Raw genomic sequence first — 12,725 nt, 5'->3', positions numbered from 1 at the left:
GCTCTTGGTGGTTGTCTCCTCCGAAGACGACGACGCCGGGTGGACGAGTACGCCAGGGTCGAGGTGGCCTTGCGCTCGGGCGGCACGCCGCGGGCCTACCTCGACGTTCGGGCCCCGGCCGTGTGAGGGTCGGCGGTAGGAGGAGCGACCGGGCGGGAGCGGCGCCTCAGGGCGTGGCCAAAGTGGCGCGGCGGGCGAGGGCGTCGGAGGTCCGGGCGATGACGTAGAAGGACGCCGCGAGGGTGAGGACGAGCAGCGCGCCCACCGCGAAGACGCTGCCGTCGGATACGGCGGGCGGGCTGCCGGCCTCGGAGCGGGCGGAGCCGCTGAGGAAGGGGACCACGGCCAGGACGGCGACGTGGAGGCCCGAGCAGTCGTACCCGTCGCTCGGATCCGGGGTGTGCAACAAGTAGTCGCCATGAGCAGGAGCACGAGGGATATCGGTGTGATCGGGACGGACACCGTCGCGCACCGCCCCTGCCATGTCGACCACGCCGACGGTCCGTACCGGCGCGCGGCGCGGCGCGGGGCGGCGTACACAACCACGGAGCCGAGCGCGCACGCGAGACCGGCTCACGAGGTGACGTACATCCGCGGGGACGGGCCGAGGTAACGGCAGTGCCGGAAGGTGTCGGAGTCGAAGGTGATGCGGGCGGCCAACAGCGTCGCCGAGACCACCCACAACAGCGGTGGGAGCAGCGCGCGTCGGCGCCCTGCGTGATGCCGGTGACCTCCGGCATGGCGAGCTTGCCTTCCGAGGTCCGGGTGCACATCGTCGATCTCCATGTGCACAGGCGAGCGTATCCGAGACGCTCCCCTGACCTCGGGATAGGTGACCTGACCCCGGGTACGCGGCCCGGCGGCGGTCGTCCCCCGCCGCGTTCCCCGCCCGCGTGGTCGATACTGGGGGCAACGGGCTTTCGCGGGCGTCCCGCCCGACGGGCACGGGAGGCGGTGTTCACATGCATCCGACCGACGGTGGAACACCCGCGGGCTCCTCCGGCCTCGGCTCCGGCCTCCCCGGCTCCGGCCAGTACGGCGAGGCGGTGTTCCGGCCCGGGCAGGCCGGCGAGGACGAGCGCATCGACCTCGGTGCGCTGGTTTACGACGACACCACCATCGCCCGGCTGCGGGAGCTGGGAGCGGGGCCCGGCTGGACCTGCCTCGACGTGGGGGCAGGCACGGGCAGCGTGGCCCGGCGCCTGCTGGGGGAGCTCGGTGTCACGCGGGTGCTGGCCGTCGACCGTGACACCCGTTTCCTCGCCGCCCACCCACGGCCCGGCCTCGACCTCCTGGAGGCGGACCTCACCGACCCCGGCTTCGACCCCGGGCGGTTCCACCTGGTCCACGCCCGCTTCGTCCTGATGCACCTGCCCACCCGCTACCGACTGATGGCGCGCCTGCGCGAACTGCTGCTCCCCGGCGGGCTACTGGTCCTCAGCGACGCGGTCGATCCGGCCTCCGACACCGCGCCCCCCAGCCCGTACAGCCGGGCCGTGCAGGCCATGTGGCAGGGCCTGCACGACACCATCGGCACCGACGTCTCCTGGACACCGCGCTACCCGCACCTGCTGCGCGGTCTCGGACTGGAGGCCGTGGCCGCCGAGATCCACGTCCCGCCGCTCGTACCCGGCTCTGCGCTGAGCCGATTCTGGGCGGACACCTGGGACCGGGCCCGAGAAGCCATGACCGGGACGGGACTGGTGGACGACGCGGACATCGACGCGGCGATCCGCTACCTCGACTCTCCCGGCTGCGCCGCCCTCTCACCCGGAATGATCACCGTGTGGGGCCGCCGACCCACCGCCGACACCGGGCAGCGCTGAGGCCGCCGGTTCCTCACCCGCGCGGCGAGGGCCCCGTACGAGCCGGCGCACCCGCACCGACCAGACCAACAGCGCCGCCAGCGCGACGGAGGCGACCGCCGTGGACATCCCGACACGTACACCGAAGCGTACGGTGAGGGCCCCCGCCACCAGCGCGCCGAGCGGGACGCCCAGTCCCGAGGAGAGCATCCGGCGCGTGGTGTTCACCCGGCCTTGGAGCTCCGCCGGCGTGACCTCCTGCGCGTAGGTCATCGTGTTGACCAGCACCACGAGATACGCCGAGCCCCACAGGGCGAGCGCCGGCACCGCGACCCGCCAGTCGTGGACGGACACCACGACGAGCCCCAGCAGCGCCCCCGCCGGCAGCGCCGGCAGGAGGACGCGGAAGGCGTCCAGCCGGCGCCGCAGCCGGGGCAGGAGCAGCGCGCCGCCGATCCCGCCGGCGCTCCACGCCGCGTACAGGTACCCGATCCGCGCGTCCGTGCCGTGGAGCCCGAGTCCCCGGTCCGCGTAGACGACCAGCTGGCCGACGATCGCGCCTCCGGCGAAGGACTGCAGCGTGCCGACCACGGTCATGGTGCGCAGCAACCGGTGCCCCAGGAGGAACCGCAGCCCCTCGGCGACGGACTGCCTGACACCGGGGCGGGCGACGGCCGGAGCCTTCCCGCCCGGCGTGCGGACGACGGCCCGGATGAGGAGGGCCGAGACGATGAAGGACACCGCGTCGACGGCCACGGAGTCGGCGGGGCCCAGCAGGACCATCAGGACACCCGCGACCGCCGTGCCGGTGATCCGGACGAGGGACTCCGCGCCGTGGACGAGGCCGTTGGCCCGGGCGAGGTTCTCCTTGCCCACCGTCTCGGGAACGAACCCGTACACCCCGGCGTCGAAGAACAGCGCGAGGCAGGACGACAGCAGTGCCACCAGGATCAACTGGACCCCGGTCAGCACGCCGAGCGCGGCGGCCACCGGGAGGGAGCCCAGGCAGAGGGCGTTCAGCACGTCGGAGGCCACCATGAGGCGACGGCGGTCGACCCGGTCCGCCACCACGCCGGCCACCAGCCCGAACAGCAGGTAAGGCAGGGTCCCCGACGCGGCGACGAGGGACAGCAGGAGCGGCGACCGCGTCTGCTGGTACGTCAGGACGGGGAGGACGACCGCGGTGACGGACGAACCCAGTGCGGAGATCGTCCTGGACAGGAGGAAAAAGCGAAAACCCCTCAGTTTCGTGAGGGGTCGGGGGGCCGGGGTCGCGGATCGCGCGGATTCCGGTGGGTACAGGTGGTTCACGGGTTTCGCGGGTTTCGGGGGGTCACCGACGGTCTGCGGCTCCACGTTCGAAGACATGGTGATGTATAGGCAGACCTCGGGGCGGGGGTCAACCCGGGTTCCCGGCGCCGGAGCGCCCCCGGCCGGGGCGGCGTGCGCGGCAGGCCGCATACTCGGTGATCGTCGCGCAGACGTGGCCGCGACGGTGGCCGCGCCCCGCGTTCCGCTCCGGAAGGATTGATGGGGGACATGAAGGAAATGAACGAACTGGCCGTGCCGGAAGTGGTGGACAGCCCCGCCCTGCGACCACAACCGAGTGGAGGGCTGGCACGGTGGCTGCTGCGCCACCGGGTACAGCCGGTCGGGCCGGCGGCCGGCGAGGGGCACAACGAGCCGCACGCCTGGTGGAAGGTGATGTGTCTGACCGGCGTCGACTACTTCTCCAGCCTGGCCTACGTACCGGCGATCGCCGCGCTCGCGGCCGGCGCGGTCTCGCCCCTGGCCACGCTGGTGATCGTCGCACTCACCTTGTTCGGCATGCTGCCGATGTACCGCAGGGTCACGAAGGAGAGTCCGCACGGTGCCGGCTCGGTGGCCATGCTGGAGGACCTGCTGCCCTTCTGGCGCGGCAAGTTGTTCGTACTGGTCCTGCTGGGCTTCGTCGCCACCTCGTGGGTCATCACCATCACCCTCTCGGCGGCGGACGCGTCCGTGCACGTCGTGGAGAACCCCTTCTTTCCCCAATCGCTCCACGGTCACGAGGTGGCCATCACGGTGGGAATGCTGCTGCTCCTGGGCGGCGTGTTCCTGCTCGGGTTCAGCGAGGCGGTCAGCGTCGCCATCCCCTTGGTCGCCGTCTTCCTGCTCCTCAACGCGGTGACCATCGGCGTCGGCACGGTCGACGTTTTCACCACCCCCGGCGCATGGTCGGCCTGGACGGACGCCCTCGCCGCGGGCGGAGGCAGCCTCGGCGATCTGGCCGGACCGGCACTGCTGGCGTTCCCCCTGCTCGTCCTCGGCCTGTCGGGATTCGAGACCGGCGTGAGCATGATGCCGCTCGTCGCGGCCGAGGGCGCCGACCCCGAGGAACGCCTGCGGTCTCGTGTCCGCAACACCCGCAAGCTCCTGACCACGGCCGCGCTCGTGATGAGCGTCTACCTGCTGGCGGCGAGTTTCGTCACCACGGTCCTCATCCCGCACAAGGAGTTCGAACCCGGTGGCGCGGCCAACGGCCGTGCGCTGGCCTGGCTCGCCCACGAACACGTCGGCGAAGCCTTCGGCACCGTCTACGACATCAGCACCATCCTGATCCTGTGGTTCGCGGGCGCTTCGGCCATGGCGGGCCTGATCAACATCGTGCCCCGCTACCTGCCCGACTACGGGATGGCCCCCGAATGGGGCCGCGCGGTACGGCCCGTCGTCCTCGTCTACACCGTCCTGTGCGTCGCCCTCACCATCGCCTTCGGCGCCGACGTCAACGCCCAGGCCGGTGCCTACGCCACCGGCATCCTCGCCATGATGGTCTCCGGCGCCTTCGCCGTCACCGTCTCGGCCCTGCGCCGCCGCCGGCGGGCCGCGACCGCGGGCTTCGCGGTACTGACCGCGGTCCTGCTCTACGCGCTCGTCGCCAACATCGTCGACAAGCCCGACGGCATCACCATCTCTGGGATGTTCATCGCCGGCATCGTCATCGTGTCCCTGGTCTCCCGCGTCTCGCGCACCACCGAACTGCGGGCCGATCGGATCGTCTTCGACGACACGGCGCGCCGATTCGTCACCGACACCCTCGCCCACGACAACGCCATCAACATCATCGCCAACCGGCGCGAGGCGGGGGACCGGGCCGAGTACGCCGGCAAGGAACGGGAGCAGCGCGGCACCAACCCGGTCCCCGGACCGGCCGACGTCCTGTTCCTGGAGATCGACGTCGTCGATCCCTCCGACTTCAGCGAGACCCTCACCGTTCGCGGTGTCGAGGTCGACGGGTACCGCGTCCTGCGGGCCGAGGCACCGGCCGCGCCGAACGCCATAGCCGCGATCCTCCTCGCCCTGCGCGACACGACCGGCGTCCGGCCGCACTGCTACTTCGCGTGGGCGGAAGGGAGCCCGCTGCGGCACATGTTCCGCTACTTCCTGCTCGGCCGGGGCGACACCGCGCCCGTCACCCGGGAGATCATCCGCAAGCACGAACCCCGCCCCGACCGGCGCCCGGGCATCCACGTCGGCGACTGAGGACCACCGGGGCGCGTTCGGGGCGCACGCCGACCGCGCCCCGTGCTTCGGCCCGGGGGCTTGCGGGGGTCGCCGTACGGGCATGTCCCTGGGGACCGGTGGCGGGAGGCCGTGTGCCGGACGGGATGTGGAAGGAAGGCACCTGTGACCGACAACCGTTCCCTGGAACCCGTGGCGACGTTCTGCGGCAAATGCGACTGTGGCTGCCCGCAGTTGTTCGTCGACGAGTCCGCGCCCGTCGAACGGCGGATCGTCATCACCGACGACTTCGGGCAGCGCGTGGAGATGAGCGCCGACCAGTTCGGCTCACTGGTCGAGGACGCCAAGGCGGGCAAGCTGGACGCCGTTGCCCTCGGCGGCGCCGCCCTGGCGTAGCCGGGCTTCACCGACTCACACGCGCTGCCTGCGGGGGCGGCCGTCCGGCGTGGCGGGCCCGGGCGTCGGCTCGGGGCCCCGCAGGTGCAGGTCCCTGATGGTGGCGGCCGTCTCGCGCTGGAAGTGCTCCCAGGAGACCAGCCGCAGCCAGGTCGGGTCCGGCCGGTTGGGCACGGTGGCGCCGCGCGCCGCCCACTCCCGGGCGAGTTCGTCGAACAACGGGGCGGACCCGGCGGCGTGCGACGGCCGGCGTGGCACGAACAAGCTGCGGACGCCGTCGTCCGCAGCCCGGTGCCGCGCCGTGGTGGTGGGCGAGGAGTGCGTCGTCGTCATGCCAGCGAAAACGATTCATCGTCCCACCGGACACGCCCACCGGGGGGTGGTCGGCGCGCTCGGCGGCAGAGGGCCGCGATGTCCTGCGCATACGTCGTGAACTCCACCCGTCCGACGAGGACGATCTCGTCGGCCGGGCGGCGGGGGGTGGTCGCGTATCGCTCGGCGAGCGACGGCACACGGCGAGGGGTCGGCCGGCCCGTACGCACCACAGGGCGGTGAGCCCGCCCGAGCCGTCCTGGCCGAACACCCGCAACGCGTCACCGTCCGCGGCCGGGTTGCCCGGCCGGCTCCGCAGCCAGGAGATGGTCTCCTCGGCGGGCCGGGAAACTCCGGTCGTCGTCAGTCGTCTTGATCACCGATGCAGGTGACCGGCCGTACTGACAGGGCCGTCGGGTCACGGGTCCCGCAGGGCCACGGCGGCGCAGTGGCCGTCCGGGACCAGGGCGTCGGTCAGGGTCCACCCCGGCAGGCGGGCCGGAACGGGGCCCGAACCCACGTAGTCCGCCGCCGGGTTCTCCGACAGACCCACCCCCAGCCCCTTGAGGTACGCCTCCTTGCGGGTCCACACCCGCGTGGAGGCCAGGGAGCGGTCCGCCGCCGGGAGGGCGGCGAGCTCCGCCGCCTCCCTCGGGTGCAGGACGTCGGCCGTCTCCGCGATCGACTGGGGGAGGATCAACTCCTGCACGTCCACCCCGACCGGGGCGGTCGCGAAGGCCAGCAGGCTGATCCCCGTGCAATGCGAGAGGGAGAAGTGCAGGGACCCGCCCGGCAGCACCGGACGCCCGTGCGGCTCGTCGCAGTGCGTGCAGGGCGCCCGGTCCACGACCACCTCCCGCGCCGGCATGCCCAGGTAGGCGCCGAGCAGCCGGCGCAGCGCCACGTGGGCGCAGACGTAGCCGTCGCGGTCCGCCGCCCGGACGAACTCGGCCGCGCGGGCCAGTTCCTGGGCGTCCAGGGTGCCGGGGGCGTGCCGGGAGGCGTGTGCCCGGTAGGTGGTCGTGTCCACGATCCACAGCTGCGGACTCGCCGCCACCAACACGGCCCCGGCCGCTCCCGGACCCGGTCCCGGACCCGACAACGGGGTCGGTACGAGCAGGTGAACAGTGCCCGGTTTCATCGCGGGAACCTCCTCACACGGCTGCGGGGACGGGGAGCCGCACCGGCGCCGGCTCCGCCGCCTTCGCGGGGTGCCGCAGCGCCAGGACGGCCGCGAGCGGCGAGACGAACGCGATCGCCCCGCACAGCAGCCCGGTGGTCTGGACGCCGAGGGCCAGGGACAGCGAGCTGAACACGGTGCTCCGGGCGGGTGCCGCCGAGCCCCGTGGTCACCGACTCCGGAGTCGACCACGTACGCCTCGCCTACCACTACCTCGACTCGGGCGACCTCGACGGCTACGGCTCCCTCCTGCACGCGGGCCTGCTCGGCGTCGCCGAACTGGAGCGCCCCGCGATCGGCGCCCGCCACCACATCACCAGGATCGTCGCCGACGGGGACTGCGTGGTGGCGATGGGTCGGGTCGCCCCCCAGCAGCGGGAATTCGTGGACGTCTTCACCTCTCCGCGGAGGGCATGCTCCGGGCCTGCCGCCGCTACTACGCCGGCCCTGTCCGCTGAGATGGGGATCAATCATCACGAAACGACCCATGGAGGGATCGCTCGGGGGCACCCGTTCGAGGGCCCGAACGGGTGGTGCGTTAGCATCTGAGCGCCGCCTAGCTCGAAAGATAAACCTGTGACTGTCAACGACGACTCGTTCACCCACTGGAAAAACCGCGAGGAGATCGCGGAGTCGATGATCCCGATCATCGGGAAGCTGCACCGGGAGCAGGACGTCACCGTCCTCCTCCACAGCCGCTCCTTGGTGAACAAGTCGGTGGTCAGCATCCTCAAGACCCACCGCTTCGCCCGGCAGATCGACGGCGAGGAGCTCTCGGTCACCGAGACGCTTCCGTTCCTCCAGGCCCTTGCCGCGCTCGATCTCGGCCCCTCCCAGATCGACATCGGCATGCTGGCCGCCACGTACAAGGCCGACGACCGCGGCCTGTCCGTCGAGGAGTTCACCGCCGAGGCCGTGGCCGGCGCCACCGGTGCGAACAAGATCGAGCGCGGCGCGTCGCGCGACGTCGTCCTGTACGGCTTCGGCCGCATCGGCCGCCTCGTCGCCCGCCTGCTCATCGAGAAGGCCGGCTCCGGCAACGGCCTGCGGCTGCGTGCCATCGTCGTCCGTGGCGGCGGTGAGCAGGATCTCGTCAAGCGCGCCTCGCTGCTGCGCCGCGACTCCATCCACGGTCAGTTCCAGGGCACGATCACCGTGGACGAGGCGAACAGCACGATCGTCGCCAACGGCAACACGATCAAGGTGATCTACGCCAACGACCCGTCCGAGGTCGACTACACGGCGTACGGCATCAAGGACGCCATCCTCATCGACAACACCGGCAAGTGGCGCGACCGCGAGGGCCTCTCCAAGCACCTGCGTCCCGGTATCGACAAGGTCGTCCTGACCGCCCCGGGCAAGGGCGACGTCCCGAACATCGTGCACGGCGTCAACCACGACACGATCAAGCCGGACGAGCAGATCCTGTCCTGCGCCTCCTGCACCACCAACGCGATCGTCCCGCCGCTGAAGGCCATGGACGACGAATACGGCGTGCTGCGCGGCCACGTGGAGACCGTCCACTCGTTCACCAACGACCAGAACCTGCTGGACAACTACCACAAGGCGGACCGCCGCGGTCGCTCCGCGCCGCTGAACATGGTCATCACCGAGACCGGCGCCGCCTCCGCCGTCGCCAAGGCGCTGCCCGACCTCAAGGCGCCGATCACCGGCAGCTCGATCCGTGTCCCCGTCCCGGACGTCTCGATCGCCATCCTGAGCCTGCGCCTGGGCCGCGAGACCACCCGCGAAGAGGTCCTGGACTACCTCCGCGACGTGTCGCTGCACTCGCCGCTGAAGCGCCAGATCGACTTCACCACCGCACCCGACGCCGTTTCCATGGACTTCGTCGGCTCGCGGCACTCCTCGATCGTCGACGCGGGCGCCACCAAGGTCGACGGCGACAACGCCATCCTCTACCTCTGGTACGACAACGAGTTCGGCTACTCGTGCCAGGTCATCCGCGTCGTCCAGCACGTCTCCGGCGTGGAGTACCCGACCTACCCGGCCCCCGCGGTCTGACCGCGCACGGCCCCGGCGGTCCGACCGCCGGCGGCCCGTCGGCCGTCTCGTGAAGCGGGGCGACGGACGGGGTGGCGACGCTTCCGAGAGGGAGCCCGCCGCCCCGCCGCCGCCCCGCTTTCGCGCGTACGGACGGGGCCCCGCCGCCGCCCCGCTTTCGCGCGTACGGACGGTCGCGCCGCGCGGCCGCTCAGTGCACGACGCTGAAACTGCGCCACGGCAGGCTGCCGGGCGCGGTCACGTTCGAGCTGGACGTCGGGATGTAGACCCCGTCCGCCGCGTCGGTCCGCTGACACTTCGGCGTCCGGTAAAGGATGACGTCGACCAGGGTGTTGTTGTCCACGTGCGCGGCGCCGCGCGGCAGGCCGATCGTATGGCAGCCCTGGACGGCGGTGTTCAGGTACGTGACCTCGACCGGGCCGTCCTGGGCGCGGAAGCTGAGGCTGCCGACGGTGGTCTTGCCCGCCGAGCAGGCCGTGGCCGTGAGCAGCAGCGCCGCCCCGGTGATGACGCCGATGCGCCGGAGGTGGGACATGGCTCGGTCCTCGTCTGTGCGGTGATGGCTTGCCCGTCACCGCAGCCTGGCTCCTCCCGCGCCGGCGGGCATCCCCTGCGCACCCGGTGGGATGACGGCCGAAGGGGCTAGGGCCACCGCGCCGGGGCGGGAGCACCGTGACGACAGGGCCTACCGCACCAGGGTCGCGCGCCGCTCCTCCAGGACCCCGGCGATGCCCCGGGCGAGGCAGGGGACCCGTTCCAGCCCGATCCCGGCGATGTTCACCCGCCCCGCGGTCGTCCCGTAGATCGCGTACCGCCGGCGCAGCCGCAGCATCTGCTCGGGTGACAGCGGGAGCATCGAGAACATCCCCTTCTGCCGCGCCAGCGAGGACGCCTCGGCGCCCCGGCCGAGCGCGACCAGCTCCTCCACCAGGGCCGTCCGGTTGGCCGCGATCCGCTGCCGCATGGCGTCCAGCTCGGAGCGCCAGGACGCCTGGAGGTCCGCGTCCTCCCAGATGGTCGTGACGACCGCCGCGCCGTGCTCCGGCGGCATCGAGTACTGGGTGCGGGCCGCGTTCTGCAGGGCCGTCTCCGCGTGACGGAGCGAGGCGCGGGACGCCCCGAGGACGACGGCGCAGCCGGTGCGGTCGCTGTAGAGGCCGAAGTTCTTCGAGCAGCTGATGGCGAGCAGCATCTCCGGGACCCGCTCCGCCAGCATCCGCGTCGCCGCGAGGTCCGCTTCGAGGCCATCGCCGAGCCCGTGGTAGGCCAGGTCGACGAACGGCACCCAGCCGTCGCGCACGGCCAGCGCGGCCAGCGCCTCCCAGGCGTCGGGAGTCGGGTCGACGCCGGTCGGGTTGTGGCAGCACCCCTGGAGCAGCACCACGTCGTCGCGGCGCGCCGCGGCCAGGTCCCGCAGCATGCCGTCCCGGTCCGGCCGGCCGTACGTGCGCACCGTGAGGCCCGCCGCCTCCAGGATGGGCCGGTGGTTGACGTAGGCGGGATCGCTGATCCACACCGTCGTGCCCGGGCGGGTCCGGCAGATCAGGTCCGCCAGCAGGCGCAGGGCGCCACTGCCGGCCACCGTCTGGACCGCCACGGCCCGCTCGACCGGGCCGTCCGGGCCGAGGACCATCGACAGCATCGCGCGGTTGAAGGCGAGGTTCCCCGACAACCCCCGGTACTCCTTGGAGGCGGAACGTTCCGCCAGACGTATCTCGGCCTCGCGGACGGCCGCCATGACCGGCGTGCCGCCGCTCTCGTCGCGGTACACGCCGAGGACGAGGTTCAACCGCTCGGGCCGCGTGTCGGCGCCGAACGCCTCGGTGAGGTCCCACAGGGGGTCGACGGGCGGCGGGAGGAGGAGCTCAAGCATTACGGCAACCTCGGGGTGGCGGGGGCGGACACGGGCGCCGGCGGGGCGGCGGCAACCGACTCGGACGCGGCGGCAGCCGGGGAGGCGGACGCGGCGGTTGTCGGGCGTCGGTTGGCGAGGACGACGCCCGCGGTGATCACGGGCACGCCGACGAGCACGCTCACCGTCGGCGACTCGTGCAGCAGCGGAACGGCGAGCAGTACGACGGCGACCGGGCTGAGGCTGCCGAACACCGAGCTGCGCTCGGCGCCGAGGCGCCGGATGGCGAACGCGTACAGCAGACCCGCGCACAGCCCGACCCCGAGCCCCTGCACCACCAAGAACAAGGCGATGTCGCCACCCGCCGCCGACGCCAGACCGGTGGGCAGCGCACCGGTCAGCACCAACAGCGCCATCACGGCGAACGACGGCACGCACAGCAGCCCGATCGACCCGACCGGATCGAGCGCGACCTCCTTCAGCCCCACCGTGTAGAGCGCCCACAGCCCGCTGGCCAGCAGCAGCACCCCGGCTCCCGCGAGCACGTCCGTGTCCACCGGCACCACGTGGCGCCACACGAGGGCGACGACCCCCACCGCGATCAGCGCGAGCCCCGCCGCCTGGGTGCCGCGCGGCGCACCGCGCCCGCCGGCCACCATGAGCCCGGAGACGAACAGCGGGACCATCCCCGGTATCAGCGAACCCACGAAGGCCGCGGAGGTCAGCGAGCCGCCGTACATCGCGGCCAGGAAGAACGGCACGCCCGCGCCACAGATGATCTTCGCCGCGGTGGCGGGCCGTACGGACACGATGTTCCGACGGCGGCGCCAGAGCGCCGGCGCCAAGGCCACGACGGGCACCCCGAAGCGCAGCAGCGCCGCGTCGGCGGGCAACAGGGACGAGGTGCTCAGGGCCCGCGCGCTGAGCGCGAAGGCGGCCCAGATCGCCACCGTCGCGGCCAGCGCCAGCAGCCCGCGCGCCTGGGGCGAGACCCGCCGGACGGGCGCGTCCGCGCCCTGCGGTGGTGCGGTCGCGGGGCGACTTTCCGTCGTTGCCAAGGAGGTTCCTCCAGCCTGGAAGGGCCGGGGCCGGCCACGGGGCAACGCTATGGCTTTCGCGGGGGCAGCCGATTGCCAGTTCTGCCCTCCGCACCTACCGTGGGGGCAGAATCTGCCAAGGAGTGCCGATGGACGCGGTCGATCTCCAGATCATTCGCGAGTTGCAGGCCGACGGCCGGCTGTCCAACCAGGACCTCGCCGACCGCGTACGGCTGTCCCCGTCGCCCTGTCTGCGCCGGGTGCGCCGGTTGGAGGAGGCCGGTCTCATCCGCGGCTACACCGCGATGGTCGACCAGGTCGGCTTCGGACTCCCGATCACCGTGTTCGTGCGGATACGGCTGGAGCGGCACACGGGGGAGGCGGTCCGGCTCTTCGAGGAGCACGTCGCCGTCATCGAGCACATCCAGGACTGCTACCTGATGGCCGGCAGCAGCGACTACCTGTTGCGGGTCGTCATCGAGAGCCTCCAGGCGTACGAAGCCCTCGTGCGCGACCGCATCCACGCCATCCCCGGCATCGCGTCCATCGAGTCGAGCTTCGCGTACGGCAGCGTCAAGCAGTCCCGGGTGTACCCGACCCCCAAGGGCCCCAAGTGAGCG

Annotated in this window: 15 protein-coding genes; 6 read left to right on the top strand and 9 right to left on the bottom strand. The window is 72.2% G+C overall.

Annotated elements, in window-relative coordinates; all coding sequences use genetic code 11:
- Positions 1–166: 166 nt before the first annotated feature.
- Both ABZ934_RS01895 and ABZ934_RS01890 read right to left on the bottom strand, forming a co-directional pair.
- A complete protein-coding gene (locus ABZ934_RS01895; RefSeq protein WP_361307471.1) occupies positions 167–409 on the bottom strand; it encodes a hypothetical protein in 243 nt (80 codons plus the stop codon).
- Between the two features lie 164 nt (positions 410–573).
- Positions 574–786 (bottom strand): hypothetical protein, encoded by a 213-nt coding sequence (locus ABZ934_RS01890; protein ID WP_361307469.1) that lies wholly within the window; start codon positions 784–786, stop codon positions 574–576.
- 176 nt (positions 787–962) lie between these two features.
- Between ABZ934_RS01890 and ABZ934_RS01885 the strand changes: the two genes are divergently transcribed.
- Positions 963–1,826: a class I SAM-dependent methyltransferase gene (locus tag ABZ934_RS01885; RefSeq protein WP_361307467.1), complete on the top strand. Its 864-nt coding sequence runs from the start codon at positions 963–965 to the stop codon at positions 1,824–1,826.
- Here ABZ934_RS01885 and ABZ934_RS01880 read toward each other — a convergent pair.
- Positions 1,767–3,173, bottom strand: coding sequence for an MFS transporter (locus ABZ934_RS01880; RefSeq protein WP_361307465.1), 1,407 nt, complete (start codon positions 3,171–3,173; stop codon positions 1,767–1,769). The genes ABZ934_RS01885 and ABZ934_RS01880 overlap by 60 nt on opposite strands.
- A gap of 171 nt (positions 3,174–3,344) precedes the next feature.
- Here ABZ934_RS01880 and ABZ934_RS01875 point away from each other — a divergent pair, with 171 nt between their 5' ends.
- Complete coding sequence (locus ABZ934_RS01875) at positions 3,345–5,327, top strand: amino acid transporter (protein WP_361307463.1); 1,983 nt, start codon at positions 3,345–3,347, stop codon at positions 5,325–5,327.
- Positions 5,328–5,471: 144 nt separating this feature from the next.
- Complete coding sequence (locus tag ABZ934_RS01870; RefSeq protein WP_361307461.1) at positions 5,472–5,702, top strand: hypothetical protein; 231 nt, start codon at positions 5,472–5,474, stop codon at positions 5,700–5,702.
- Positions 5,703–5,717: 15 nt separating this feature from the next.
- Here ABZ934_RS01870 and ABZ934_RS01865 read toward each other — a convergent pair whose 3' ends face one another.
- The 3 genes from ABZ934_RS01865 to ABZ934_RS01855 all read right to left on the bottom strand — a co-directional run bounded on the left by ABZ934_RS01865 (position 5,718) and on the right by ABZ934_RS01855 (position 7,330).
- Complete coding sequence (locus tag ABZ934_RS01865; protein ID WP_361307459.1) at positions 5,718–6,035, bottom strand: hypothetical protein; 318 nt, start codon at positions 6,033–6,035, stop codon at positions 5,718–5,720.
- A 397-nt stretch (positions 6,036–6,432) separates the two neighbouring features.
- Positions 6,433–7,155, bottom strand: coding sequence for a 4'-phosphopantetheinyl transferase superfamily protein (locus ABZ934_RS01860; protein WP_361307457.1), 723 nt, complete (start codon positions 7,153–7,155; stop codon positions 6,433–6,435).
- Between the two features lie 13 nt (positions 7,156–7,168).
- Positions 7,169–7,330, bottom strand: coding sequence for a hypothetical protein (locus ABZ934_RS01855; RefSeq protein WP_361307455.1), 162 nt, complete (start codon positions 7,328–7,330; stop codon positions 7,169–7,171).
- Positions 7,331–7,344: 14 nt separating this feature from the next.
- On the opposite strand from ABZ934_RS01855, the gene ABZ934_RS01850 reads away from it, so the two are divergent.
- Positions 7,345–7,743, top strand: coding sequence for a hypothetical protein (locus tag ABZ934_RS01850; RefSeq protein WP_361307453.1), 399 nt, complete (start codon positions 7,345–7,347; stop codon positions 7,741–7,743).
- 27 nt (positions 7,744–7,770) lie between these two features.
- Complete coding sequence (locus ABZ934_RS01845) at positions 7,771–9,216, top strand: glyceraldehyde-3-phosphate dehydrogenase (RefSeq protein WP_361307451.1); 1,446 nt, start codon at positions 7,771–7,773, stop codon at positions 9,214–9,216.
- 190 nt (positions 9,217–9,406) lie between these two features.
- On the opposite strand, the gene ABZ934_RS01840 is transcribed toward ABZ934_RS01845, so the two are convergent.
- From ABZ934_RS01840 to ABZ934_RS01830, 3 genes are all read right to left on the bottom strand, one after another.
- Positions 9,407–9,751 (bottom strand): hypothetical protein, encoded by a 345-nt coding sequence (locus tag ABZ934_RS01840; RefSeq protein ID WP_361307449.1) that lies wholly within the window; start codon positions 9,749–9,751, stop codon positions 9,407–9,409.
- A gap of 150 nt (positions 9,752–9,901) precedes the next feature.
- A complete protein-coding gene (locus ABZ934_RS01835) occupies positions 9,902–11,089 on the bottom strand; it encodes an aromatic amino acid transaminase (protein ID WP_361307447.1) in 1,188 nt (395 codons plus the stop codon).
- Positions 11,089–12,126, bottom strand: coding sequence for a DMT family transporter (locus ABZ934_RS01830; RefSeq protein WP_361307445.1), 1,038 nt, complete (start codon positions 12,124–12,126; stop codon positions 11,089–11,091). The genes ABZ934_RS01835 and ABZ934_RS01830 overlap by 1 nt, the downstream gene beginning before the upstream one ends.
- A gap of 128 nt (positions 12,127–12,254) precedes the next feature.
- Here ABZ934_RS01830 and ABZ934_RS01825 point away from each other — a divergent pair, with 128 nt between their 5' ends.
- The gene (locus ABZ934_RS01825; RefSeq protein ID WP_361307443.1) at positions 12,255–12,722 is read left to right on the top strand and encodes an Lrp/AsnC family transcriptional regulator; all 468 of its coding nucleotides are present in this window, start codon (positions 12,255–12,257) and stop codon (positions 12,720–12,722) included.
- The last annotated feature ends 3 nt before the right edge of the window (positions 12,723–12,725 follow it).

This window comes from Streptomyces sp. NPDC046557, assembly GCF_040645975.1.
Taxonomy (GTDB): domain Bacteria; phylum Actinomycetota; class Actinomycetes; order Streptomycetales; family Streptomycetaceae; genus Streptomyces.
Note: the sequence above shows the minus strand (reverse complement) of the source record. Positions and strands in the feature narration are given on the sequence as shown.

Coding starts and splice junctions, on each gene's coding strand:
- ABZ934_RS01890 (WP_361307469.1), bottom strand. CDS start 786: ATGGAGATCGACGATGTGCACCCGGACCTCGGAAGGCAAGCTCGCCAT.
- ABZ934_RS01885 (WP_361307467.1), top strand. CDS start 963: ATGCATCCGACCGACGGTGGAACACCCGCGGGCTCCTCCGGCCTCGGC.
- ABZ934_RS01880 (WP_361307465.1), bottom strand. CDS start 3,173: ATGTCTTCGAACGTGGAGCCGCAGACCGTCGGTGACCCCCCGAAACCC.
- ABZ934_RS01875 (WP_361307463.1), top strand. CDS start 3,345: ATGAAGGAAATGAACGAACTGGCCGTGCCGGAAGTGGTGGACAGCCCC.
- ABZ934_RS01865 (WP_361307459.1), bottom strand. CDS start 6,035: ATGACGACGACGCACTCCTCGCCCACCACCACGGCGCGGCACCGGGCT.
- ABZ934_RS01860 (WP_361307457.1), bottom strand. CDS start 7,155: ATGAAACCGGGCACTGTTCACCTGCTCGTACCGACCCCGTTGTCGGGT.
- ABZ934_RS01840 (WP_361307449.1), bottom strand. CDS start 9,751: ATGTCCCACCTCCGGCGCATCGGCGTCATCACCGGGGCGGCGCTGCTG.
- ABZ934_RS01835 (WP_361307447.1), bottom strand. CDS start 11,089: ATGCTTGAGCTCCTCCTCCCGCCGCCCGTCGACCCCCTGTGGGACCTC.
- ABZ934_RS01825 (WP_361307443.1), top strand. CDS start 12,255: ATGGACGCGGTCGATCTCCAGATCATTCGCGAGTTGCAGGCCGACGGC.